Genomic DNA, 21,588 nt, shown 5'->3' with positions numbered 1-21,588 from the left:
AAGGACGGGGGCTTGGGCCAGATGCTTGCGCGATGGCGGGGGATGGCCTAGGTCAGTTCTGTCAACAAGGATAATGCAATGTTCACCGGGATCATCACCGATATTGGCACCGTTCAGGCGGTTGAACAAAAGGGCGACATGACGGCACGGATCGCCTGTCACTATGACATGGCGGGCGTCGATATGGGCGCGTCGATTGCCTGCGACGGCGTGTGCCTGACCGTGGTTGCCAAGGGGCAGGACTGGTTCGACGTCGATATCTCGGCCGAGACGATCTCGAAGACGAATATCGGCATGCAGCACTGGCAGCCGGGCCGCCGCCTGAATCTGGAACGGGCGCTGAAGGTGGGCGATGAACTGGGCGGCCATATCGTCAGCGGCCATGTCGACGGCGTCGCCAGGCTGACGGCGATGACGGACGAAGGCGACAGCGTGCGCTTGACCTTCACCGCGCCCGCCGCGCTGGCGCGGTTCATCGCGCCCAAGGGTTCGGTGGCGCTGAACGGCACATCGCTGACGGTGAACGAGGTTCAGGGCGACAGCTTTGGCATTAACCTGATCCCGCATACCCAGCAGGTCACGACATGGGGCGACGTGGCGGTGGGTGATGCCATCAACCTGGAAATCGACACGTTGGCCCGCTATGTCGCGCGGCTTGCCGAAGCGACCGCGTCCTGAGGTCCGGACGATGACGGGCGCGGGCATCGGGCACAATCAGGGACCGCAGATGCAGGGCACTGCATGGCGCACGCATTGCTGGACCGCCGCGCGCAAGCGGCTGTTACCGGTGCTGCCGGTCGAAGTCGTGCGCCTTCGGGTGCGCCGCGCGCAGGCGCTTGGGCTGGATTACAAGACCTATGCCGGGGTCCGGGCCACGACCGGGCGCGATCTGGTGGCGTTTCTGTTTTCGTCAAACGGGCTCGGCGTGTTTCGCGACCTTGATCCCGTGCCCGCCGATGCCGCGCGGAAACTGACATCGCTGGCCGCGGCACGTCACCTTGGCGCCGCGCCGGGACTTGACGCGCAGGCGCTTGGGCGGCGGATCGGGGCGGTTTCGGCACAGGACCTGCCGCATTTCGGCAGCAGCTGGGCGGGAATGCGCGATCTCATGAAATCATGGCTTCACCGGCAGGGCCTGCCGGGGGACGCCGTTCTTCTGGTCGGCGAGACCGATCACGAAAAGGAAATCTGTGGCGCGGGCGGATTGGCTGGCTTTGTCACCGCTGCGCGTTATTTCGAAAGGGCAAGCCATGCAATTTGAACAGCCGGGCCAGGTCGAGCAGTCCCTGTCGGCAGACATCTCGCCGATCGAGGATATCATCGCGGATGCCCGCAACGGGCGCATGTTCATCTTGGTCGATCACGAGGATCGCGAGAATGAGGGCGATCTGGTCATTCCCGCGCAGATGGCGACACCGGATGCGATCAACTTCATGGCCACCCATGGGCGCGGTCTGATCTGCCTGTCGATGACCGGCGAAAGGATCGACGCCCTGGGGCTGACCCTGATGAGCCCCAAGAACAGCAGCCGCCATGAAACCGCCTTCACCATGTCGATCGAGGCGCGCGAAGGCGTCACCACCGGCATCAGCGCCCATGATCGCGCCCGGACCATCAGCGTAGCGATCGACAGCAGCAAGGGCGCGCAGGACATCGCCTCGCCGGGCCATGTCTTTCCGCTGCGCGCACGCGAGGGCGGCGTGCTGGTCCGCGCCGGGCATACCGAGGCCGCCGTCGATATCGCGCGCCTTGCCGGGCTGAACCCCGCCGGCGTGATCTGCGAGATCATGAACGAAGACGGCAGCATGGCCCGCCTGTCCGATCTGATCGGCTTTGCCAAGAAACACGGGCTGAAGATCGGCACGATCAGCGATCTGATCCGCTATCGCCGCCGCCACGACAACCTGATCGCCGAACGCAACCAGAAGCCCGTGCATTCCCAGCATGGCGGCGACTGGATGATGCGGATCTTCGCGGATGAAACGCAAGGGGCAGAGCATATCGTCCTGACCAAGGGCGATCTGACGGCGCCGGGCCCGGTGATGGTCCGGATGCATGCGCTGGACCCGTTGCACGACGTTCTGGGTATCGGCCGCGAAGGCGCGGGCGATCTGGCGGCCGCGATGCGTGTCATCGGGGATGAGGGCAGGGGCGTCGTGGTGCTGATCCGCGATCTGACCAACGCATTGTCGATTCCGGGCGAACCGGGTCCGCATACATTGCGCCAATATGGGCTGGGGGCGCAGATCCTGTCGGCATTGGGCCTGTCGGAACTGGTCCTGTTGACAAATTCCGCGCCGGTGAAGGTCGTGGGGCTTGACGCCTACGGTCTTTCCATTCATTCCACCCGGCCTATCCCGAAGGAGTGAATCGATGGCATCCAACAGCCAGCATCACGAATTGCCTCTGCCCGAGTTTCAGGCTCCGGTGCGTTTGCTGATCGTCGTTGCGCCCTATTACAAGGCGATCGCCGATGATCTGGTCGCCGGTGCCCGCAACATCGCCGAGCGCGCAGGTGCAACGGTCGATCTGGTCGAGGTGCCCGGCGCGCTTGAAATCCCCTCGGCGATCGCCCTTGCGACGCGTGGGGCGAATTACGACGGCTATGTCGCGCTTGGTTGCGTGGTCCGGGGCGAAACGACGCATTATGACACGGTCTGCAATGACAGCTCGCGTGCCTTGACGCTGCTGGGCCTGCAAGGCCACGCCATCGGCAATGGCATTCTGACGGTCGAAAACATGCCGCAGGCCGAGGTGCGCGCAAATCCCGACGGTCAGAACAAGGGCGGCGGTGCCGCGGCGGCCGCGCTGCATCTGGTCGCGCTGGCCCGCAAATGGCGCAAATCCGGCATCGACAGCCCGGCACCGCGCGATCACGACGTCATTCGCCTGGCCGGTGAAATCGAAGGACAGACCCGGACATGACCAAGCCAGATCGCCGCGCGCTTAGCAGCGCCGCCCGTCTTTATGCCGTTCAGGCGCTGTTCCAGATGGAGGCCGCAGGCCAGTCCGCCGATCGCGTCATGCGCGAATTCCGCACCTATCGTATCGGTGCCGAGGAAGAAGAGGGCACCCAGCCCGAAGCGGATGAGACGCTGTTCACCCGCATCGTCGACGATGCCGTGATGTGGCAGTCGCGGATCGACCGCGCGACCGATCGCGGTCTGGTGGCGAAATGGCCGATCGACCGCATCGACCCGGTTCTGCGCGCCCTGTTCCGTGCGGCCGGGGCCGAACTGTCGACTCCGAAAACGCCGGCCAAGGTGGTCATTACCGAATATGTTCGACTGGCCGAGTCGTTCTTTCCCGAGGGTCGCGAACCGAAATTCGTCAACGCGGTCCTGGATCACGTGGCCCGCGACCTGCGCCCTGACGCATTTCCTGCCTGACACGGCGACTTTGCGGTTCTTTGATGGCGCTGGTGCTGGCACGCATCAGCGCCGTTTCGCGTTTCAGGCGTCGGCGCAGGTCGCGGAAGGCAGGCGGCTGTGTTTTTTCGACCCGCTCTTGTGTCGATTTGGCAACAGAAAAGGGATCGCCACTGGGCACAACTTCTGCCTATGTGATGGGCATTCACGCGATTATTTCAGCGATAGTTAACGCACTAAACTGTCTGGATTTGGAAATTTGGCAGATTAATGCCGTCCATGACGGATTTATCGAATGTCATAAAAAGTTCCGTTCTCCGTCATCACAATTCCATTTCAGCGCATTACCGCCGACACTCCGACAGAACACATTTGGTCACAAAATCGCGACTTCATGCTTTCGCTGCACAGGCTTTGAACCATAGGGCCACCGGCGTATTTACCCATCAGCAGCGATGCACTGGTGCTGATTTCAGCATCGGCAAATTGAACTCAGCTGATGAGGAATTGAGATGAAGAAGATTGCACTTCTCAGCGGCGCGACCGCGATCCTGACCGCCCTGTCGGTCCCGGCCTTTGCACAGACCGAAATCTCGACGGGTGCGGATGCCGCCGGCGTCAGCGAAGTTGATGACCGCATCACCGATATCGAAGATGATGTGATCGACAGCTTTGACCGTTCCGCGGATGCCGACCGCTTTGGCCCTGCAGACCGCCGTCAGGGTCTGTTCGGCTCGATGTCGCTGCAGTACAGCGGCTCGACCGGCAACTCGGACTCGCAGGATCTGGCGATCGCTGGCCGCGTGTCCTACAATCAGGCGCCCTTCGCCCAGTCGGTTGGCCTGGCCATCGAATTCGGTGAGAATGACAATGGCGACAAGGACAAGGAAGAGGTCAGCGCGATCTATGACGCGCAGTACTACTTCAATGACCGCTTCTATGCCTTTGCCCTGGGCCGGTTCGAGATCGACAGCCTGGTTGACGGTGTTGCCGATTATGCGGGCGACGATGCCTCGGACGAACTGAGCGACCTGCGTCGCGACGGCTTTCTGGGCTTCGGTCCGGGTTATCGCGTCGTCAACAACGACACGACCACCTGGCGCATTCAGGCCGGTGTCGGCGTTCGCTATACCCAGACCGGCCAGCAACATCTGGACGACGATTCGGAAACCGAAACCGGCTATATCGCGTCGTCGCGTTTCTACCACCAGATCAACGACATGATGTTCGTGACCAATGACACCGACTATCTGGGTTCCAGCGATGCCGATGACGTCATCACCAACGAACTGGGCCTGAACTTCAAGATGTCGGATCAGCTGGCAACCCGCGTCAGCTATACGACCGAATATCAGGAAAACCGCGAAATCCGCACCGACAATACGCTTGGCGTTGCGGTCGTTTACGGTTTCTGATCGGACCCGAAAAACGTCTCTCTGGAAAGGGCAGGTGGTTTCACCTGCCTTTTTTCATTCCGGCGACATTTTCATGTTCGGACTACACAAAAACCCGCCCGGTTTTATCCGGGCGGGTTTTTAACGGCGGCGGGAACCGCAGCGACCGCGGCAGCGACAGAATTCCCGAAAGCCTGAATAATCAGGTGGGTGCCAGGTAACGAGACCAGGGCCTCGACAGAGCCAGCCCCCTCGGAAAAGTTATAGGCCAGTGGAAAAAAGGCCACACGCGAGAAGAGCAGAAGCCCGCCAGTGCTGACAGATAGTCAGTCGCCGCGGTGCCTTCAAGGGGCTGCGCGATTTCAGTCATCTTGCGCTGAGTTTATGGTTTGTTCTACACTGCCTTGATGGACTTGCCACCCGCACATCTGCCCGTGATGGCCGGACAGCGCCTTGCGCGTGGCGTTGGCAGGATGCTGCGCAGTATGGGCCATGCAAGTCTGGTAGAATTCATTCCCGCACGGGGGTTGCGCGTCGATGTCATCAGTCTTGGCCCGAAGGGAGAGATCTGGATTGTCGAGTGCAAAAGCAGCCGCGCCGATTTCGCCACCGACCGTAAGTGGCAGGGTTATCTGGACTTTTGCGACCGATATTTCTGGGCAGTGGATGCCGATTTCCCGATCGATCTGCTGCCCGCGGAATCCGGGCTGATCGTCGCGGACGCCTATGGCGCCGAAATTCAGCGGATGCCCCAGGAAACGCGACTGGCGGCCGCGCGTCGCAACAAGCTGACACGGGAATTTGCGCGATCCGCCGCCCTGCGGATGCAGGGTCTGGCGGATCCCGAATCGCTTAGCGGCCCTTTTTAGGCTTGCCGCCACCTTTGCCCATGCTGCGTGCCGCATCGGCCGCAGCCAGAAGTTCCTCGGCGATTTCGGTCGCTTCTTCAGGGTCGAAATCCAGCGGAAGATCAATCCCTTCTGCCTCGACATAGATGCGAACCATGCCCTGATCGGTCGGCCCGACCTGAAGATTTGCCGCGATTTGGCTTTGGTTGTTGATGCTCACGACGTCTTTCCCTTGTGTAACGAAGCCTTTCTGTATCTTGCTGCGTTTTTCCGGGCAAGTCGGGCTTGCAACCGCCGCGCAGTCGCATTAGAAGGCCCACCTGTGCCGCCTTAGCTCAGTTGGTTAGAGCGCTAGATTGTGGATCTAGAGGTCCCCCGTTCGAGCCGGGGAGGCGGTACCATCCCCCAGAATTCAGTGTTTCATATGCCGCAGGACGGCATCGGCCCATCTGTCGGCTGCCGCGCCGAAACAATCATGCAACGAGTCGACGGCGATCACACTGCCCAGCCCCATCCGCCCCAGCAGATACAGGCCATCGTGGGACCGTCCATGTTCATCCACGACCTGACCGCCCGCATGCAACTGCGCACCCATGCCGTCGGTGACCGGGACCATTCGTCCATGTTCCACCAGGGCGCGAATCATCGGGTCGGCGATTCGCGACAGATCGGGCGATGGCAGAACCGCATCGACCATCACCGACACCAGGGCGCTGTCATCCCCCTCGATCAGCTGCCAGCCGCTGTCGATCATGCGAATTTCGGGATCGTCCGCCTTGCGCGGATCGACCAGTCCCGCCCGGATCAAGGTCAGCATCTGCCGCGCGGTCTGGATCGGCGGTCCGTAGGAATACCGCTTCAATCCGTTGTCAAAGCCGACAAGGGCCGCTGCGGTCCCGGCATCGACAAGCGCGGGGTTAAAGCCCTGACGCATTTGGTTCTGCCATTTGCGGCTTAGCTGGCCGATGGTGTAGCCGATGGACGCAGGGCGCTGACCGGATGCTTCGGCGATACCGTCGCGCAGCGCCGTCGCCGTATCCCGGTCGTCCTGGCTGTCGGGATCTTCGCATTCCGCGCGAAGCCAATCCTGGATCTGACCCGACGTTGCGCGCCCTGACATCAGGCGCAGCGTCGGCGCGACAAAGGCGCTGGCCAGCCTGCGTGGCGCCCTTTCCGGCGGTTCTCTCATCGCACTGGCAAGTGCGGCGCGAAAGGCATCGGTTTCCTGCACGGTCGGATCGAAACCAGCATCCAGATCGGCCGTCGCGGGTTTGGGGAAGGGCGCACGCCCGGTCAGGGAAAAGGGCAGGATCCGCGCAGGCTCGGCCCCGGATGGCAAATAGCGATCTCCCTGAAATCGCCCGCCCAGCCCAAGCGTCAGCACACGCAACACATCCAGTGTGGACAGGCCCAATCCGCGGATCGCGACGTTGCGCCCGCCCCAGCCCTTCGCCGCCGTCAGCAGGTCGCGCGCCGGATAAGCGGATGCGATCCCTGCGCCGACGGATGTCGCGTGGTCCCGCCAGGCCGACAGTTGCGGATCGTCCCTTGTCGCGGGCTGACCAGGCGTCATCAAAACCGCATCATAGGGACCGTGACGCATCTCGTCGCAGGTCACGATCCAACCCGCATCCTGTTTTCGCAGGTCATTCGCAGAGGCCCCGATGGTCGATATGCGAAGGCTTGACGCATTGACAGTCAAAGCCTTGAACCGCGCCATCAGATAGTCGCCCAGACGCGAACGCGCGGGAAACCCCTCGGCGTTATCGTCGCCCAGCCAGTCCTGAACGCTGCAAAACCCGACACCCTTGCCAAGATCAAGCGCCCGCACTGGAATATTCAGCTGGCACAGGTCGGTTTCCGCCGGATCGAAATTGGGTCCGGCCCCATGTGCCGGATGCGGATCGAAAATATCGACATGGATTTCCGGCGCCGAAGGGGACTGACGCAAGGCCAACGCTTCCAACGCCCCAAGGGCGCGCGGGCCACAGCCGATCACGGCCAATCTGGAAATCGCTTTCGGCATCGTCTTTCCCCGCCCCAAGGCCGTGCTGTCTAGATCTGAACTGCCAAGGACCGGCTGTGGTTGCAGGCCCGCCGCGTGATCGGGAAAAATTTCGTCGCCTTGGTGGAACTGCCCGCCCAAGCCGTTGTTGATTTCGCGACGGGTGAACGCACACCGAAAGGACAAGATGATGAGCAATCCGAACGAAGCTGCAAAAAGTGCAAAGGCCGAAGCCGAAAGCCAGTTCGAACGCGTGAAGGAACGCGGTGCGGAAATGGCCGGGAATGTTCGTGAGGCCGGTCGTGAATATGCCGAAAAGGCGCGCCAGCGGGGCCAAGACTATGCCGACCGCGCTCGCGATCAGGCCGATCATCTTTACGAGGCGGGCAGCCGCCGCGCTGACGAAGCGGCCTTTTACGCCGAATTGGGGTATGAAGAGGTATCCGACGTCGTGCGCCGCAATCCGGTCCAATCGCTGGGGATCGCCGCAGGTGTCGGCTTTCTGTTGGGTCTGATCGTCGCACGCCGCTGAGGCCGGGCCATGTTCGATTATGCAAAACGGCTGCAACTTGCGCTTGCGGACACCGCGCGGCGGACCGGGATCAAGGCGGCCGCCGGCGCAATCCTGTGTCTCGCCGCCGGGTTTCTTCTGGCGGCGCTGTGGTCGTTTCTGGCAAATGACCTTGGCTGGGGCTCGACCTATGCTTCGCTGACGATAGGAGGCATCTTTGCAGTGATCGCCGGCGCGCTTTGGATGGTCGCCGCGAAGCCTCGTCACCAGATGCCCACGAGCGAAGACCTGAAGCGCGAGGTCGAGGCACGGATCAATCTTGCCGCCGATGCCGCCGCGGATCGCGCAAGGGCCGAGGCGATGCGCGTGATGGACATGGCCGAAAACAAGATCTACTCGGCGATGGACACGGCCAGCTATCGCGCGAACAAGATGGCGGACGATGCCGAACGCCGTGTCCACGGCTTCATGCGCGACACGGTTCAGGGTTCAAACCGATCGCACCCGAATTGCGCTGATGCGGCGCGACAAGGATCGGGTGGCAATACCGCCAAGATGGTCGCGGCGCTGGCCTTGGGACTGACGGTCGCCGCCAAGATGCGCGGCCGCCGCCAAAGGCCGCCCGACGACGATGAATTCATGCTTTAGGCTTTGGGGCGGCGCGATTGCCGCCCTTTTTCATGCGTGCATACGATTGACCAGCACACTCAGATCCTGCTGCGAAAACGGCGCCGCCAGACTGTGCCAGCCGCGTGCCTGAACGCTGCTGGTGCTGTCGATGCCTTCGCGGACCACCACGTCGCAACCATGATGCTGGGCAAGCTGCGCAAGCCCGCTTGCGTCGATTTCCGCAACCGACAGCTTTGTGACGACGATATTGTGGTGCTGTCTGTCCACAGTCGCGGGCAGGCGTTGGTGCATTTCATCGACGCTGTGAAAATGATGCAGGCGGCAGTCGCCTTCGTAGAAGGAAAGCCCCTGCATCATGTCCATTGCGATGAAGCTGTCCTTTTCCAGGATCAGAAAGTTCAGCGGTCGCGTATCCATGATCCAAGCCTGCGCCACGCATGGCGCGACCACAACACAATTTAAATCAACCGGCGGGACATGGCCGCACAGCAACGGGTTTGCCCGGATCCTTGCCAAGGTCATGACAGCGTTGCCCGTCGCATAGGTGCCACGAGGAAACCGTTGCGCCACTGGCCGCCAGCAGCAGTTCGGGTTGCGGCGGCAGGTCGGGTGCCCAGACCCACCACCCGTCCTGCAGGACCGCACCTGGCCCCGGTTCCATTCCCGCACCCGAGCCTTTGACGGCTGCGCGGGTCAGATGCAGGCGATTGCCCGTGACCCGCCAGTCTTCGCGCCATTCGATCTTTTCGACCGAATGCGTCCATTCCAGCGTGAAATCGGGCGAGGCGAGGGCGATTGCCGCCCCCGCCACCATCAGGCAAACGCTCATGCCGCGAGGTTTGCGTTGTTCTTGCGCCACCACAGGAAACCGAACAGCGCAAACAGCGCCAGCCCGATCTCATCGGTCATCGGCAGGGCCGCGATCAGCGTGAAGGCCGCAAGCGCCGCAAGCAGCCGTTCCCAGACCGCCATGCGATGGCCCAGCCAGCCGATCACCGCCACGCCCCACAGCCCGATCGCGATGATGCATTTCAGCACGATATAGGCGACCGCTGGAACATAACCGATGTTCTGCGCCAATGGCCCACCATCCTGCAGCATCAGCGCGGGGGTGTAGACCGCCATATAGGGAATGACGAAACCTGCCGCGGCGACCTTCAACGCCTCGAGGCTGATCCTCAGGCCGTTTTCCTTCGCGATGGGGGCTGCGGCAAAACAGGCCAGCGCGACGGGCGGCGTCAGATCCGCGAGAATGCCGAAATAGAACACGAACATATGGCTGACGATCAGCGGCACACCCAGTTCCAACAGCGCGGGCGCCGCGATGGTCGAGGTGATGATATAGTTCGGGATCGTCGGAATCCCCATGCCCAGCACGATACAGGTCAGCATCGTCAGGACCAGCGACAGGATCAGGCTGTTCTGCCCGACAGACACGATGTAAAGGCCAAAGGTGTTGGCCGCGCCGGTCAGCGTCATGGTGCCGATGATGACACCGACAAGCGCACAGGCGACACCGACGGGCAGGGCGGTCTTGGCGCCTTCGGCAAGGCTGTCGATCACCTGCCGGATCGTCGTGCGACCCCCGGCATAGATCGTGTTCCACAGCAGCAGCGCACCGATCCCGCCCCACAGGGCGGCGTTGCCGAATTGCAGGAAACTGGCCGCGACAAGCCCCAGCCCGATCCAGAACAGGATGCGCAACACGCCCTGCGGCAGACCCAGTGCCGCCGAAGCGCCAAGGATCAACATGATCGTCAGGCCCAGACCGACCGTCCCCGCGAATAGCGGCGTGTAGCCCGAGAACAGCAGGTAGACCAGAACCGCCAGCGGCAGGATCAGGTGCCAGCCTTCGCGCAGCGCCTTGCGTGCCGAGGGCAGTTCGTCCTTTGCCATGCCGCGCAGGCTGCGACGGCCAGCCTCAAGATGGACCATCCAGAAGGCGCTGGCGAAATACAGGATCGCGGGAATGATCGCGGCGCGAACGACTTCGACATAGGCCACGCCCAGGGTCTCGGCCATGATGAAGGCCACGGCGCCCATCACCGGAGGCATGATCTGCCCGCCCATGGATGCCGTCGCCTCGACCCCGCCGGCGAAAGCGGGGCGATAGCCAAAGCTTTTCATCAGCGGAATGGTGAATTGGCCAGTGGTCACGACATTGGCGACGCCCGAACCCGAAATCGTCCCCATCATGCCGGAACTGACGACCGAAACCTTGGCCGCGCCCCCCATGCGATGACCGACCATCCCCAGCGACACATCCGTGAACAGCCGGATCATCCCGGCCTTTTCAAGAAACGATCCGAACAGGATGAACAGGAAGATATAGGTGGCCGAGACATACAGGGGCGTGCCGTAGATGCCTTCGGTGCCATAGCTCATCTGTTCGACCACCTGGCCGAAATCATAGCCGCGCGTGACCATCGGCCCCGGAAAATACTGCCCGAACAGCGCATAGATCAGGAACAGGCCCGCAACGATCGGAAGCGCCGGACCCATGACGATCCAGGCCGCGCCAAAGGTGGTCACAAGCGCCAGCACGCCGATGATAATGTCGGTCTGGTTCATCATGCCGCTGCGCATCATCAACGGGACATATTCGACCCACTGATAGCCTGCCACGACGATGCCAAGCGCCGCCATGAACCAGGCGATCGCGGTGCCGACCGGGCCACGTTTACGCAGCGCCGCCAGCAAGGGAAAACACAGCAGGATCAGGAAACCCAGGTGCAGCGCACGTTGGATCTGGCTGGACAGGCTGACGATATGTGCGGCGATCGCGATCTGATACAGCGAAAAGGCCACGGCGATCCAGTAAAGCAGCTTGCCCTGAAAGCCGGGCGGAAAGCTGTCGGCAAGCGGGTCGTGCAGCCCCAGATCGGGATCATTGGCGGGGGCAGGGTGCTGGGCTTCGGTCATCTTCAACTTCTTTCAATGAAGAAGGGCCGGGACTGTGCCCGGCCCGTCCGATCATTCGGCGCTGACGCCGACTTCGTCATAATAGCGCTGCGCACCCGGATGCACCGGAATCGGCATACCCTTCAGGGCGTTCTGCACATCGACGGCATTGGTCGCGGCATGGGCGGCCTTCAGCTGATCCAGATTTTCATACATCAGCTTGGTCATCTCGTAGGCCAGATCATCGCTGACCTCGTCGCTGCTGACGAGGAAGTTGATGACGGCAACGGTCGGAACGTCTTCGGACTGGCCGTCATAGGTGTTCGCGGGGATGGTTTCCGCGATATAGGGTGCGCCCAGTTCGGTCGCGATCTCTTCGGGGACCGAAACGACGGTGATCGGGATCGAGGTCGACAGGTCCTTCAGCGAGGCCACGCCCAGGCCGGCCGATTGCAGCGTCGCGTCCAGCTGACGGTTCTTCATCAGCTCGACCGATTCCGCGAAGGGCAGGAATTCGACCTTGTCCAGATCCTCATAGCTCATCCCGGCGGCGCCAAGGATCGCGCGGGCGTTCAGTTCGGTGCCGGATTTCGGGGCGCCGACGGACAGCTTCTTGCCCTTCAGATCGTCCAGCGTCTTGATGCCGGACTCCTCACTGGCGACGATCTGGATAAAGTTCGGATACATGGCCGAAATGCCGCGCAGCTTTTCCAGGGGCTGCGGAAAACCGGCCTCTGCATTGCCTTCGGCGGCGAATTTGACCGAATCCCCAAGCGCGATACCAAGTTCGCCCTTGCCCTGTTGCAGCAGGTTCAGGTTTTCCACGCTGGCCTTGGTCGACTGGACTTGCACCTTGGCGTCAGGAATGCCGTCGGTAAAAATCTTCGAAAGCGCGCCGCCGACCGGGTAGTAAACGCCCGATGTTCCGCCCGTCAGAATATTGACGAATTGCTGCGCGCTGGCCGTAAACGGAACGACACCAAGCGCCACGGCTGCGGCGACGGCCGCAACCTTGATACGGATGGTCATGTTTCCCTCCCTGGGTATGTTCGTAGGTGCAGATTAGGGCCGTATGCGGATCGCGTCAAAACGTAAAGCGGGCATTGCGGCCAAAGAAAAGGCGCTGCAAAGAGGACTTTGCAGCGCCTTGAATGATCTTGCGAAAATTACGCGTTCGCTTCACGGATCTTGTCGGCGGCGTCCTTGTCGTAGCCCACGCCCTGCTGGTCGAAAAGCTGGTCCAGTTCACCCGACAGGGTCATTTCGGTGATGATGTCGCAGCCGCCCACGAACTCTCCCTTGACGTAAAGCTGGGGGATGGTCGGCCAGTCAGAAAATTCCTTGATGCCCTGACGCACGGCTTCGTCTGCCAGCACGTTCACATCGCTATAGGTGACGCCCATATAGTTCAGGACGCCGGCCACACGGCTGGAAAAGCCGCATTGCGGCATTTCCTTGGTCCCCTTCATGAACAGCACAACGTCATTTGCGTTGATGGTGTCTTGGATCTGCGTTTTCACATCGCTCATCGGCGTTATCCTTCCGGTCGAGGCCCGGATCTGCGGGCCGTGTCAGTCAGACGGGCAGGGGCCGCCCGTGTTATTCGGGCGCCTTCGTGGTCAGCGCCAGCGCGTGCAATTCCCCGGCCGAGCCGTCCATCTTGCCCTGCAACGCGGCATAGACGGCGCGCTGCTGCTGAACGCGGTTCTTGCCACGGAAGCTTTCATCGATGACCTCTGCCGCATAGTGGTTTCCGTCGCCGGCCAGATCCGTGATGGTGATCTGCGCGTCGGGGAACGCGGCGCGAATAAGGGCTTCGATATCGTGGGCTTCCATCGCCATGGCGTCGTCCTTTTCCAGTTACCTCAGATGTAGGCCAAGGGCCAAACACCCGCAAGGGCAGCCAGCACCACGGACTAGTCAAGATCGCCCGCAAGCGCCTGAACCATCGCGCCGATCCGCCCGACCCGCGCGGGCCAGGACCGGCCGCGCCGGGAAATGCACCAAAGCGCGTGGAACTGCGGCTGGGGCAGGTCCGCGATCTTCACGCGATCAACAAGGGGAAAGGCCGCAAGCCCGCTGCGGGGCAGCAGCGTGTAGCCAACACCCTGCGCAACCGGCAGCGGGATCTGTCCGATCTGATTGACATGGCTGCGCCGCCGCAGCCTGTCGGCGCCCTGATAGCTGTTCGGAAAATTCGCCGAGAAAACATCATCGGCATAGCGTGCGACATCGGGATGCGCGATCAGTCCCAGCGCCTGAAGCTCATCGAAATCCGGGCGGTCCGGCCCATCGGCGGGCAGGACAAGGCACAGACCTTCCTGACCGATATGCTGGGCATCCAGACGCGGATGGGATGGCTTCTCGGCTATGACGCCCAGATCGAAATCACCGTCCAGCACGCCGGATACGATCCGCGATTGCGGCGCGGCCTCGATCTGGATCGACAGGCCCGGCGCCTTTTGCATCAGCGCGATGGCATGCGGATAGAACAGCATCGCAAAACCGCCCGAGCAAGCCAGACGCACCTCGCCCTGATCGGGGTCGTCACGGGCGATGTCGCGATGCAGCGCACGTTCCTGCGCCCGACGGGATAGTCCAAGATCGCGGACGATCTCGCCCGCGGCCGTCAGGGTGAAGGCCTTGCCGTCACGTGCGATCAGGCGCTGGCCAAGCTGTTGTTCCAGCTTGCGCAGATGCTGCGACACGCCGGGCTGCGTCATGTTCAGGCGCTGTGCCGCGCGGGTGAAATGCCCTTCCTCGGCAAGCGTGGTGAAGGTCTCTAGCCAGGTTGCGTTCAGCATCATCATAAATTTACGTTCTGATTTTTATGTCAGATGATAATTTCAAAAGATGCTGCGCAATGTCTAGCTGTGTCTGATCGCTCAACACAGGAAGATGACATGACACAAACACCGCGCAGCTTTTCTCATATCGGATTGTCCGTGCCGGACCTTGACGCGGCGGTCGAATTCTATTCGGGCGTCATGGGTTTTTACGTCTTGATGCAACCCAGTCCGGTGGTCGAGGATGACAGCCCGATCGGCATGATGTGCACGGATGTTTTCGGTCCCGGCTGGCACAGTCTACGCATCGCGCATCTGTCCACTGCGAACGGGATCGGGATCGAATTGTTCGAATTCAACGGCAATCACGCGCCGGACGACAACTTCGCCTATCGCCGTCACGGCACGTTCCATTTCGCGATCCAGGACCCGGATGTCGAAGGTCTGCTGGCTAAGATCGTCGCGGCTGGGGGCAAGCAGCGCATGCCCATACGCGAATATTTCCCCGGCCAGAAACCCTATCGCATGGTATATGTCGAGGATCCGTTCGGCAATATCTTCGAGCTTTACAGCCACAGCTATGAGTTGACCTATTCCGCCGGCGCCTATTCCTGATGCCGAAACGCCTTGCCCCGTGACGTCATCATATATCGCCTGCAAACTCGGTTGCGATGGCCTCGATCAGCCGTCGCAACCAGATGTGACCGGGATCACGGCGCAGGCGCGGATGCCAGGCGATCTGGCTAGGAAAACCGCCCAGATCGACCGGCACTGCAAGATTTCGCAGCCCATAGGGTTCGGCCGTCATCACGGCCACGCGGGCAGGGACGGTCGCAATGCCCCCCAGTCGCGCGACCACAGGTGGCGCCGACAGGAAATGCGACACGATTACCGCGGTTCGCCGTCGCAGGCCGACGGCGTCCATTCTTTTATGCAGGCCCGTGCGCCATTTCCCCGGCGGTGCGATCACGACATGGGGCAGGGACTCGTACAGGGTCTTGTCCAATGTTCCAAAAGGCGAAACGGCCTCGGGCGCAACGATGCAGCGAAAGCCGTCATGGAGCAGATCCGACACGACAAGTTCATCCGGAGGCATGTCAAACCGACCGATCGCCAGATCGAAATGCCGTCCCGCCAGATGACGCGCATCCAGATCCGGACCGATCGGCGTTACCTCCAATGCGGCCAAGGGGGCCTCGGCCGCAAAGGCCGCCGCAAGGCGCGGAACAAGAACGATCTCGGCATAAGGGCCCAGCAACAGGCGAAAACGGCGCGTCGTTCGCGATGGATCAAAGGGCTCAGCCGCGCGAAAGGCCTGTTCCAGCCGCTCCAACCCTGCCGCGATGTCTGGGGCGATCTCCATCGCCTTTTCGGTGGGCTCAACACCGTATCGCGCACGTAGGAACAATTCGTCTCCCATGGCGTCGCGCAACCGTGACAGCGCCGCACTGACGGTGCTTTGCGATTGACCCAACCGGGCCGCAGCAGCGGTGACATTGCGTTCTTCCATCACGGCATGGAACACGCGCAGCAAAGAGATATCGGGCGTCATATAGCCAGAATATCGATTTCTGACGTTGCCTGCATCAATTTGTTGATCGGATTATCGCGCCCACATTGGATCCAGAAGCGCGGCCCGCACGTTTGACAACGAACCGGGGCCCGCCCCGATACACAACTGACGGAGACCTGAACATGGCACGTATCCTCATCCTGTCGACCGCATCCGATGTGCTGGGCGAAACCGGCAAACCCACCGGCGTCTGGTACGAAGAGCTTGCAACGCCGTATTACGCCTTCCTTGACGCCGGGCATGAGGTGGCCTTGGTGACATTGGGCGGCAAGGCCGTGCCGATCGATCCGAACTCCGATGTGACCGGCGATGACGCGCCCGCAACGGTGACCCGGTTTCGCGACGATGCGCAGGCAACTGCATTGCTGAAAAATCCGGGCCGCCTTGAAGATGCGGATATCAGCGCCTTCGACGCACTGTATATCCCCGGCGGCCACGGAGCGATGTATGATCTGGCCGAAAGCGATCTGGTCGCGCAGGTGATCGGCAAGGCTTGGGACACGGGCAAGATCGTCGCCTCTGTCTGCCACGGCCCCGCAGCCTTTGCCAAAGCTGTCGATGCCAATGGCGACCCGATCGTGAAAGGCCGAAAAGTGTCGGCATTCACTGACAGTGAAGAACATGCCGTTGGCCTCGCGGATGCCGTGCCATTCCTGCTGGAAAGCAAGCTTCGCGAGCTGGGCGCCGATTTTGAAGGCATTGAGGACTGGCAGCCCCATTCGGTGACCGACGGTCGTCTGGTCACCGGCCAGAACCCCGCGTCATCTGATGGCGCAGCCGAGAAAGTTCTGGCACTGCTGGCATGATGCCACCCATGCGCCGCCCTGGCACCGGGGCGGCGTACACCATCGTGCAGACATCTTAGACTTGGCTGCGCCGTTATAGGTGGCAGCGCTTTCCGGCGAAGGAATGGTGGCTAAATAACTTCGGACATCCGGCAACGCTCGGATCATTCCACTGCCCAGACTGAACTGACCGTCGTTTCGACCGGACACCTTGGCCTGACCAAGGAGGCTTAAGGATGGCCTTAAGCACGTGCTCATGTCTGAGATTGAAAACATCACCGATGGCGGCCGCCCTCGTCGCTGGTCTGCGGCGGAGAAACTGCGGATCGTAGCAGAGACCATCTATGACGGGAAGAGCATTTCTGCCGTCGCCCGCCTCAATGGTGTGGCACCAGATCTTCTGTATCGTTGGCGCAAGCCTATGCTCGAAGAAGGCTGCATCGGCGTGGCAGAAGACGACAGCGTAAACGGGAACAGGACCGTCCGCGAGATGGAAAGCCGCATCCGGGAACTTGAACGCCAGCTCGGGCGCAAGACGATGGAAGTAAAAATCCTGAAGGAAGCGCTGGACAAGTCACGGGCAAAAAAACCGAACTTGCTTGCGCAGTCGTTGAGACGGGGCGGTTCACCATGAAGGCCGCAGCAGCAACATTGAATGTGTCCCGGTCCCGCCTGTGCGACCGTTTGAGCGGGAGCGCAAAGCCGCGTCAGGGCTACCAAAAAGCCCGGGACGCGGCGGTGCTGCCACGCATCCAAGCACTTGTGGCGAAGCGCCCGACGTGTGGCTACCGCCGGATCACGGCGCTTCTAAACCGGCGGTCGCTTGCGCAGGGTTTGCCGCCTGTTAACCACAAGCGCGTCTATCGCATCATGGAACGCAACGATCTGCTGCTTCGGCGATCCGGCTTTGACAGGGCCGAGCGAAACCATGACGATAAAGTCATCATGATGCTCTCGAACATGAGCTGGTGCAGCGACGGCCTAGAATTTACCTGCTGGAATGGCGACGTGATCCGCCCGGCGTTCCTCATCGGTGCCCATGACCGCGAGTTCATCTCATGGCGGGCCTTGGCGAATGCCAGGGTCAGCGGATCGGATGTGCGCGACATGCTGCTTGAGGCGGTTGAACACCGGTTTGGCGCACACTGTGCGCCAAAACGTGTCGAGGTGCTCTCCGACAATGGCAGCGCCTACACCGCTAAAGATACGCGCCTCTTCGCGCAACAACTCGGGCTGAAATCATGCTTCACGCCGATGAAAAGCCCGCAATCCAGCGGCATGTCAGAGGCGTTCGTCAAAACGCCCAAGCGGGACTAGGTCCGCGTCAACCCGTTGCCAGATGCCGAAACCGTGCTGTCGTTGATAGGAGATTGAATCGAAGACTATAGCGATCTGACTCGCTTCGGATTTGCCGGAGGCTCCAACTCCTGAGCAGGATGGAGCATCATGAGCGAAACGTCGAACAAGTATTCCTCCGAAGTGCGCGAGCGCGCGGTTCTCATGGTTTTGGACAACCTCGGGCAGCATGAAAGCCGTTGGACGGCGATCCCGTCGATTTCGTCGAAGATAGGTTGTGCACCTCAGACGCTGAACGAGTGGGTCAAGAAGGCCGAAGTGGACCGAGGTGAGCGCGCTGGCGTGACCAGCGAGATGGCTGAGAAGCTGAAGGCTCTGGAGCGCGAGAACCGGGAGTTGAAGCAGGCCAACGAGATCCTCAGAAAGGCGTCTGCATATTTTGTCCAGGCGGAGCTCGACCGCCGGTCCAGGACATGATCGCCTTCATCGAAGAACACCGTGACGCCATCGGGGTCGCGCCTATCTGCACGCACCTGCCGATTGCCCCGTCCACATTCTACAATCACCTTGCCAAGCGGGCGAACCCTGAGCTTCTGTCGGATCGGGCTAGGCGCGATATGGCGTTGCGGCCTGAGATCGAGCGCGTTTGGAAACAGAACTACAAGGTATCCGGGGTGCGCAAGGTCTGGCATCAGATGCGCCGCGAAGGTCTCGACATTACCCGATGCACGGTGGCACGGCTGATGAAGGAATTGGGGCTCGAAGGCGTAATCCGTGGCAAGAAGGCCAGAACGACGATCCCGGACAAGTCTCAATCCCGTCCGCTGGACAAGGTGAACCGCCAGTTCAAGGCACCCCCGCCGAACATTCTCCGAGTCAGCGCCTTTACCTATGTGGCGACATGGCAGGGCTTCGTTTGCGTGGCCTTCGTCATCGACGCTTTCGCCCGCCGCATTGTGGGCTGGCGGGTCAGTCGGACGGCCCATGCCGGGTTTGTGCTCGACGCCCTCGAACAGGCCCTTCATCAGAGACAACCCGGGGCGGGCCTGGTACATCACTCGGATCGCGGATCGCAATATCGGTCCATTCGCCATACCGTGCGCCTCGCAGAGGCGGGGATAGAACCTTCCGTGGGAAGCGTTGGCGACAGTTATGACAATGCCTTGGCCGAGACGATCAATGGCCTGTTCAAAGCTGAGGTCATCCACCGGCGCGGACCATGGCGCAGTTTCGACGCCGTGGAATACGCTACACTCGAATGAGTCGACTGGTTCAACAACCGCCGCCTGCTGGAACCCATCGGGAATATCCCGCCGGCAGAGGCCGAGACAAACTTCTACGCAGCTCTCGAAACATCTTCATCAAGGCAAAAACCGAAACCGCTTAGGTGTCCGGTGAAACAGGGACCGGATCACCGACACCATGAATGAAACCGTGCCGATCAGCCGTTCGACTACTCGACTTGTGTAATTGTCGGAACGGAGGCCAGAATGGCCATCATCTCGACTACAAATTCTTAATGTCAATCAAACCTAAGTCATGGATAATCCGTATTATGTAACTATAGGAAGGTATTGCTGCATCGAAAGGAAGATATGAAAACAGCACCCGTGAGTTCTATGACGGTTTCGCGTGCAATAAACTGCGTAACATTCCCAAGGCGCAAGGTCAGGCATTTGGTCAGGGTTCCCGTCTCGATCCAGCCTCGGCAAAGCTACATAACTCGCCTGGCGCTACCATTTCCCGAATAGTCTGATCCAACTGCTTCGGTGAGGTCGTTTCGAAGCGTGGCTAGCCGCTGAACACGGTGATGCAGACTTCGACTTGCGCGGCTCAGGGATCAAGGCCGCGCGGCACGAGGAACCACAAGAGAAGTTTCACGCCATTGTATCGACCCAACGAAAACCTGCTCATGCTACAAAAGGAAAGAGCTAGCGATAAGTGCACCATTGGAAGACAATATCAAGTTCTGAACGGCGAAGCGCAGAACAGCGCTGGTGCTCGAGATTATGCAGGACAAGATATCAGTTTCAAAGGCCAACCGGCCATTTGGTCTGTCGCCTTCCAAGGTCAAGGGCTGGGTGGCGAATGCCAAGCGGGGCATGGAGAGCTCGCTACGGGCATGCAAGCCGACCTGGCCGTACCGTCGTCCTTCGCTCCCGAGCATCACGCCCGCGCCCACAAGGTGGCCGAGTTCCTCCGCAACCACGACGCTTGGGACCGCGGTGAATATGTCACCCAGACCATCGACGGTTCGGAGTTTGTCGTGATCGACATAGGCATGCGGATACTGGCGCCACGCGAACTGTTCCGCGCGCATGGATCCCCGGACAACTATGTGATCGGGGGGCCTCGCCACCTCCGATCTGGTCTGGCGCCAGTTCCCGAAGGATGTGCAGGTCAGCTGCTGCAACAACAGCGCCTGCACGACGCTGGCCGAGGCTATCGTGGGCGCAGCCTGCGGGCACCTTGCAGTCGCGCCCGCATGACCCCCACTGCGACCACGCTAATTGCGAGATCCGGCGAACCCCGGAGGCACCAATGACCGGTAGCCTCTCAAGAGAAGCCACGCGTAAAGCCTATGAAAAACCCGGCTTCGACGATTCCCCGCTGACCTTTGAACGCATGGCGGCGCATCGAGATACGATCAATTCGGAAATGCTCGCCGCGCGGCTGATGCAGGCCAGCTACCACATGGCTCACCCTTCGAGGATCGGCGTTCACGGAAGCAACTGCGCCGAGGTCACCGGTTTCTATGCCGCAACGCTCAGCACGGCGCGGGCGACAATCACGAATCCCCCCAATGGTGAGACTAGCAGCAAGGGCCATGGCCGCTGGCCACGCCACACGCTGACGCTGGCAGGCTGCGACTATCTCGCCCTGCTGCTGTCGAGGGAATGACCTGCGGCGACGACGAATGGGCTGGGCGAGATGCTGGAACATCAGCCATTCAGCTGGCGCTATCTCATAAGGTGGAAAATCAACTTCACCGGCGAGGGCAACCCGGCATAGTTAAACGACTGATTCGTCTGGTAAAAAAGCTATCCGTGCGGCTCAGATCATCCCGCGGCACTATCCTGATTTCCGATTGATGAATCGCGTCATTTCAAAGCAGAAGGTAATGTTCTGATTGGACGCCGCGCTACCTTCATCGAAGCAGAAGCCGCCGCCCGTTCCTCAGCACGATCTCGAGCTGAACGTCCGGGGTGTCGCGCGGTGTCTCATGGGCAGTCGCGAGCACTGCCGCAGGCGCCATGGGCGAAACCGCCAGCGGGATGAATGAAGGCGGCGTCTCGTCGCCAAGCTCACCGTCGCGATACTGCCGCCGCCATATCGTCAGCAGAGACCGCGACACACCATGCCGCGGTGCCGTTGCCGCCACCTGGCGATGCCCCAGAAAACTCTCCTCCACGATCCGGATCTTATCCGTATCACTCCAATATCGCCGACGCGGCACATCCGCGGCAGAGAGGACTTCGATCTCGGGTCTG

The 21,588-nt window shown here is 61.0% G+C and carries 25 protein-coding genes, 1 tRNA gene, 2 pseudogenes and 1 other annotated feature; of the genes and pseudogenes, 16 read left to right on the top strand and 12 right to left on the bottom strand.

Annotation, left to right across the window (positions count from 1 at the left end; translation table 11 throughout):
* The first annotated feature begins 78 nt into the window (after positions 1 to 78).
* From BMX67_RS12590 to BMX67_RS12560, 8 genes are all read left to right on the top strand, one after another.
* Positions 79 to 678 (top strand): riboflavin synthase, encoded by a 600-nt coding sequence (locus BMX67_RS12590; protein WP_090735549.1) that lies wholly within the window; start codon positions 79 to 81, stop codon positions 676 to 678.
* Between the two features lie 49 nt (positions 679 to 727).
* The gene (locus BMX67_RS12585) at positions 728 to 1,261 is read left to right on the top strand and encodes a hypothetical protein (protein WP_245739442.1); all 534 of its coding nucleotides are present in this window, start codon (positions 728 to 730) and stop codon (positions 1,259 to 1,261) included.
* Positions 1,251 to 2,369, top strand: coding sequence for a 3,4-dihydroxy-2-butanone-4-phosphate synthase (gene ribB, locus BMX67_RS12580; RefSeq protein ID WP_090735544.1), 1,119 nt, complete (start codon positions 1,251 to 1,253; stop codon positions 2,367 to 2,369). The genes BMX67_RS12585 and ribB overlap by 11 nt, the downstream gene beginning before the upstream one ends.
* A gap of 4 nt (positions 2,370 to 2,373) precedes the next feature.
* Positions 2,374 to 2,925, top strand: a complete 552-nt coding sequence (locus tag BMX67_RS12575; RefSeq protein WP_090735541.1) for a 6,7-dimethyl-8-ribityllumazine synthase — start codon at positions 2,374 to 2,376, stop codon at positions 2,923 to 2,925.
* Positions 2,922 to 3,389, top strand: coding sequence for a transcription antitermination factor NusB (nusB, locus tag BMX67_RS12570; protein ID WP_090735538.1), 468 nt, complete (start codon positions 2,922 to 2,924; stop codon positions 3,387 to 3,389). The genes BMX67_RS12575 and nusB overlap by 4 nt, the downstream gene beginning before the upstream one ends.
* Before the next feature lie 23 nt (positions 3,390 to 3,412).
* Positions 3,413 to 3,793 carry a hypothetical protein gene (locus BMX67_RS19345; protein WP_139206513.1) on the top strand — a complete coding sequence of 127 codons (381 nt, stop codon included), beginning with the start codon at positions 3,413 to 3,415 and terminating at the stop codon, positions 3,791 to 3,793.
* A gap of 87 nt (positions 3,794 to 3,880) precedes the next feature.
* On the top strand, positions 3,881 to 4,783 hold the full coding sequence (locus BMX67_RS12565; protein ID WP_090735535.1) for a DUF481 domain-containing protein: 903 nt from the start codon (positions 3,881 to 3,883) through the stop codon (positions 4,781 to 4,783).
* A 386-nt stretch (positions 4,784 to 5,169) separates the two neighbouring features.
* Entirely contained in the window at positions 5,170 to 5,631 is a 462-nt protein-coding gene (locus BMX67_RS12560; protein WP_090735532.1) for an MmcB family DNA repair protein, read from the top strand.
* Here BMX67_RS12560 and BMX67_RS12555 read toward each other — a convergent pair.
* Positions 5,615 to 5,830, bottom strand: coding sequence for a DUF6324 family protein (locus tag BMX67_RS12555; RefSeq protein WP_090735529.1), 216 nt, complete (start codon positions 5,828 to 5,830; stop codon positions 5,615 to 5,617). The two genes, BMX67_RS12560 and BMX67_RS12555, sit on opposite strands and share 17 nt — an antisense overlap.
* A 104-nt stretch (positions 5,831 to 5,934) precedes the next feature.
* Here BMX67_RS12555 and BMX67_RS12550 point away from each other — a divergent pair.
* Positions 5,935 to 6,011, top strand: a tRNA-His gene (locus tag BMX67_RS12550).
* Positions 6,012 to 6,022: 11 nt separating this feature from the next.
* Here the strand turns inward: BMX67_RS12550 and BMX67_RS12545 are convergent.
* Positions 6,023 to 7,636, bottom strand: coding sequence for an FAD/NAD(P)-binding protein (locus BMX67_RS12545; RefSeq protein ID WP_090735526.1), 1,614 nt, complete (start codon positions 7,634 to 7,636; stop codon positions 6,023 to 6,025).
* Positions 7,637 to 7,805: 169 nt separating this feature from the next.
* Here BMX67_RS12545 and BMX67_RS12540 point away from each other — a divergent pair, with 169 nt between their 5' ends.
* Both BMX67_RS12540 and BMX67_RS12535 read left to right on the top strand, forming a co-directional pair.
* Entirely contained in the window at positions 7,806 to 8,147 is a 342-nt protein-coding gene (locus BMX67_RS12540; protein ID WP_245739441.1) for an ElaB/YgaM/YqjD family protein, read from the top strand.
* Positions 8,148 to 8,156: 9 nt separating this feature from the next.
* Positions 8,157 to 8,774, top strand: a complete 618-nt coding sequence (locus BMX67_RS12535) for a hypothetical protein (RefSeq protein WP_090735520.1) — start codon at positions 8,157 to 8,159, stop codon at positions 8,772 to 8,774.
* 30 nt (positions 8,775 to 8,804) lie between these two features.
* Here BMX67_RS12535 and BMX67_RS12530 read toward each other — a convergent pair whose 3' ends face one another.
* The 7 genes from BMX67_RS12530 to BMX67_RS12500 form a co-directional block, all read right to left on the bottom strand.
* Positions 8,805 to 9,173, bottom strand: a complete 369-nt coding sequence (locus BMX67_RS12530) for a hypothetical protein (RefSeq protein ID WP_090735517.1) — start codon at positions 9,171 to 9,173, stop codon at positions 8,805 to 8,807.
* 46 nt (positions 9,174 to 9,219) lie between these two features.
* Positions 9,220 to 9,585 (bottom strand): DUF1850 domain-containing protein, encoded by a 366-nt coding sequence (locus BMX67_RS12525; RefSeq protein WP_090735515.1) that lies wholly within the window; start codon positions 9,583 to 9,585, stop codon positions 9,220 to 9,222.
* Positions 9,582 to 11,678 (bottom strand): TRAP transporter permease, encoded by a 2,097-nt coding sequence (locus BMX67_RS12520; protein WP_090735512.1) that lies wholly within the window; start codon positions 11,676 to 11,678, stop codon positions 9,582 to 9,584. The genes BMX67_RS12525 and BMX67_RS12520 overlap by 4 nt, the downstream gene beginning before the upstream one ends.
* Positions 11,679 to 11,729: 51 nt before the next feature.
* Positions 11,730 to 12,686, bottom strand: a complete 957-nt coding sequence (locus tag BMX67_RS12515; protein WP_090735509.1) for a TAXI family TRAP transporter solute-binding subunit — start codon at positions 12,684 to 12,686, stop codon at positions 11,730 to 11,732.
* Positions 12,687 to 12,823: 137 nt separating this feature from the next.
* Positions 12,824 to 13,186, bottom strand: coding sequence for a Grx4 family monothiol glutaredoxin (gene grxD / locus BMX67_RS12510; RefSeq protein WP_090735507.1), 363 nt, complete (start codon positions 13,184 to 13,186; stop codon positions 12,824 to 12,826).
* A gap of 70 nt (positions 13,187 to 13,256) precedes the next feature.
* On the bottom strand, positions 13,257 to 13,499 hold the full coding sequence (locus BMX67_RS12505; RefSeq protein WP_090735504.1) for a BolA/IbaG family iron-sulfur metabolism protein: 243 nt from the start codon (positions 13,497 to 13,499) through the stop codon (positions 13,257 to 13,259).
* 74 nt (positions 13,500 to 13,573) lie between these two features.
* Positions 13,574 to 14,461: a LysR family transcriptional regulator gene (locus BMX67_RS12500; protein ID WP_090735828.1), complete on the bottom strand. Its 888-nt coding sequence runs from the start codon at positions 14,459 to 14,461 to the stop codon at positions 13,574 to 13,576.
* 99 nt (positions 14,462 to 14,560) lie between these two features.
* On the opposite strand from BMX67_RS12500, the gene BMX67_RS12495 reads away from it, so the two are divergent.
* The gene (locus BMX67_RS12495; protein WP_090735501.1) at positions 14,561 to 15,058 is read left to right on the top strand and encodes a lactoylglutathione lyase family protein; all 498 of its coding nucleotides are present in this window, start codon (positions 14,561 to 14,563) and stop codon (positions 15,056 to 15,058) included.
* 28 nt (positions 15,059 to 15,086) lie between these two features.
* Here the strand turns inward: BMX67_RS12495 and BMX67_RS12490 are convergent, their stop codons facing one another.
* Positions 15,087 to 15,995, bottom strand: coding sequence for a LysR family transcriptional regulator (locus BMX67_RS12490; protein WP_090735498.1), 909 nt, complete (start codon positions 15,993 to 15,995; stop codon positions 15,087 to 15,089).
* 143 nt (positions 15,996 to 16,138) lie between these two features.
* Between BMX67_RS12490 and BMX67_RS12485 the strand changes: the two genes are divergently transcribed.
* The 3 genes and pseudogenes from BMX67_RS12485 to BMX67_RS12470 all read left to right on the top strand — a co-directional run bounded on the left by BMX67_RS12485 (position 16,139) and on the right by BMX67_RS12470 (position 19,527).
* The gene (locus BMX67_RS12485; RefSeq protein ID WP_090735495.1) at positions 16,139 to 16,822 is read left to right on the top strand and encodes a type 1 glutamine amidotransferase domain-containing protein; all 684 of its coding nucleotides are present in this window, start codon (positions 16,139 to 16,141) and stop codon (positions 16,820 to 16,822) included.
* A 235-nt stretch (positions 16,823 to 17,057) separates the two neighbouring features.
* A pseudogene (locus BMX67_RS19895) lies at positions 17,058 to 18,172 on the top strand (IS3 family transposase); the annotation flags it as partial.
* Positions 18,173 to 18,247: 75 nt separating this feature from the next.
* Positions 18,248 to 19,527 (top strand): annotated as a pseudogene (locus BMX67_RS12470) (IS3 family transposase).
* Positions 18,529 to 18,645, top strand: a sequence feature (AL1L pseudoknot). (Overlaps the previous pseudogene by 117 nt.)
* Positions 19,528 to 20,012: 485 nt before the next feature.
* Here BMX67_RS12470 and BMX67_RS19590 read toward each other — a convergent pair.
* Positions 20,013 to 20,417 carry a hypothetical protein gene (locus BMX67_RS19590; RefSeq protein WP_175479893.1) on the bottom strand — a complete coding sequence of 135 codons (405 nt, stop codon included), beginning with the start codon at positions 20,415 to 20,417 and terminating at the stop codon, positions 20,013 to 20,015.
* Positions 20,418 to 20,638: 221 nt separating this feature from the next.
* On the opposite strand from BMX67_RS19590, the gene BMX67_RS12460 reads away from it, so the two are divergent.
* Positions 20,639 to 20,998, top strand: coding sequence for a hypothetical protein (locus tag BMX67_RS12460; protein ID WP_090735487.1), 360 nt, complete (start codon positions 20,639 to 20,641; stop codon positions 20,996 to 20,998).
* Between the two features lie 247 nt (positions 20,999 to 21,245).
* Here the strand turns inward: BMX67_RS12460 and tnpA are convergent.
* Positions 21,246 to 21,588: IS66-like element accessory protein TnpA (gene tnpA / locus BMX67_RS12455; protein ID WP_245739440.1), on the bottom strand; the 343-nt coding region annotated here is incomplete at its 5' end.

Origin of the sequence: Paracoccus homiensis, from assembly GCF_900111675.1 — a bacterium.
Classification (GTDB): domain Bacteria; phylum Pseudomonadota; class Alphaproteobacteria; order Rhodobacterales; family Rhodobacteraceae; genus Paracoccus; species Paracoccus homiensis.
Note: the sequence above shows the minus strand (reverse complement) of the source record. Positions and strands in the feature narration are given on the sequence as shown.

What these genes read in the sequence shown, in the direction of transcription:
- BMX67_RS12590 (WP_090735549.1), top strand. Translation starts at nt 79, where the DNA reads ATGTTCACCGGGATCATCACCGATATTGGCACCGTTCAGGCGGTTGAA.
- BMX67_RS12565 (WP_090735535.1), top strand. Translation starts at nt 3,881, where the DNA reads ATGAAGAAGATTGCACTTCTCAGCGGCGCGACCGCGATCCTGACCGCC.
- BMX67_RS12530 (WP_090735517.1), bottom strand. Translation starts at nt 9,173, where the DNA reads ATGGATACGCGACCGCTGAACTTTCTGATCCTGGAAAAGGACAGCTTC.
- BMX67_RS12520 (WP_090735512.1), bottom strand. Translation starts at nt 11,678, where the DNA reads ATGACCGAAGCCCAGCACCCTGCCCCCGCCAATGATCCCGATCTGGGG.
- BMX67_RS12540 (WP_245739441.1), top strand. Translation starts at nt 7,806, where the DNA reads ATGAGCAATCCGAACGAAGCTGCAAAAAGTGCAAAGGCCGAAGCCGAA.
- ribB (WP_090735544.1), top strand. Translation starts at nt 1,251, where the DNA reads ATGCAATTTGAACAGCCGGGCCAGGTCGAGCAGTCCCTGTCGGCAGAC.
- BMX67_RS12490 (WP_090735498.1), bottom strand. Translation starts at nt 15,995, where the DNA reads ATGACGCCCGATATCTCTTTGCTGCGCGTGTTCCATGCCGTGATGGAA.
- BMX67_RS19590 (WP_175479893.1), bottom strand. Translation starts at nt 20,417, where the DNA reads ATGCGCGCGGAACAGTTCGCGTGGCGCCAGTATCCGCATGCCTATGTC.
- BMX67_RS12485 (WP_090735495.1), top strand. Translation starts at nt 16,139, where the DNA reads ATGGCACGTATCCTCATCCTGTCGACCGCATCCGATGTGCTGGGCGAA.
- BMX67_RS12505 (WP_090735504.1), bottom strand. Translation starts at nt 13,499, where the DNA reads ATGGCGATGGAAGCCCACGATATCGAAGCCCTTATTCGCGCCGCGTTC.
- BMX67_RS12500 (WP_090735828.1), bottom strand. Translation starts at nt 14,461, where the DNA reads ATGCTGAACGCAACCTGGCTAGAGACCTTCACCACGCTTGCCGAGGAA.
- BMX67_RS12515 (WP_090735509.1), bottom strand. Translation starts at nt 12,686, where the DNA reads ATGACCATCCGTATCAAGGTTGCGGCCGTCGCCGCAGCCGTGGCGCTT.
- BMX67_RS12560 (WP_090735532.1), top strand. Translation starts at nt 5,170, where the DNA reads ATGGACTTGCCACCCGCACATCTGCCCGTGATGGCCGGACAGCGCCTT.
- BMX67_RS12575 (WP_090735541.1), top strand. Translation starts at nt 2,374, where the DNA reads ATGGCATCCAACAGCCAGCATCACGAATTGCCTCTGCCCGAGTTTCAG.
- BMX67_RS12525 (WP_090735515.1), bottom strand. Translation starts at nt 9,585, where the DNA reads ATGAGCGTTTGCCTGATGGTGGCGGGGGCGGCAATCGCCCTCGCCTCG.
- BMX67_RS12585 (WP_245739442.1), top strand. Translation starts at nt 728, where the DNA reads ATGCAGGGCACTGCATGGCGCACGCATTGCTGGACCGCCGCGCGCAAG.
- BMX67_RS19345 (WP_139206513.1), top strand. Translation starts at nt 3,413, where the DNA reads ATGGCGCTGGTGCTGGCACGCATCAGCGCCGTTTCGCGTTTCAGGCGT.
- BMX67_RS12460 (WP_090735487.1), top strand. Translation starts at nt 20,639, where the DNA reads ATGACCGGTAGCCTCTCAAGAGAAGCCACGCGTAAAGCCTATGAAAAA.
- nusB (WP_090735538.1), top strand. Translation starts at nt 2,922, where the DNA reads ATGACCAAGCCAGATCGCCGCGCGCTTAGCAGCGCCGCCCGTCTTTAT.
- BMX67_RS12495 (WP_090735501.1), top strand. Translation starts at nt 14,561, where the DNA reads ATGACACAAACACCGCGCAGCTTTTCTCATATCGGATTGTCCGTGCCG.
- BMX67_RS12535 (WP_090735520.1), top strand. Translation starts at nt 8,157, where the DNA reads ATGTTCGATTATGCAAAACGGCTGCAACTTGCGCTTGCGGACACCGCG.
- grxD (WP_090735507.1), bottom strand. Translation starts at nt 13,186, where the DNA reads ATGAGCGATGTGAAAACGCAGATCCAAGACACCATCAACGCAAATGAC.
- BMX67_RS12545 (WP_090735526.1), bottom strand. Translation starts at nt 7,636, where the DNA reads ATGCCGAAAGCGATTTCCAGATTGGCCGTGATCGGCTGTGGCCCGCGC.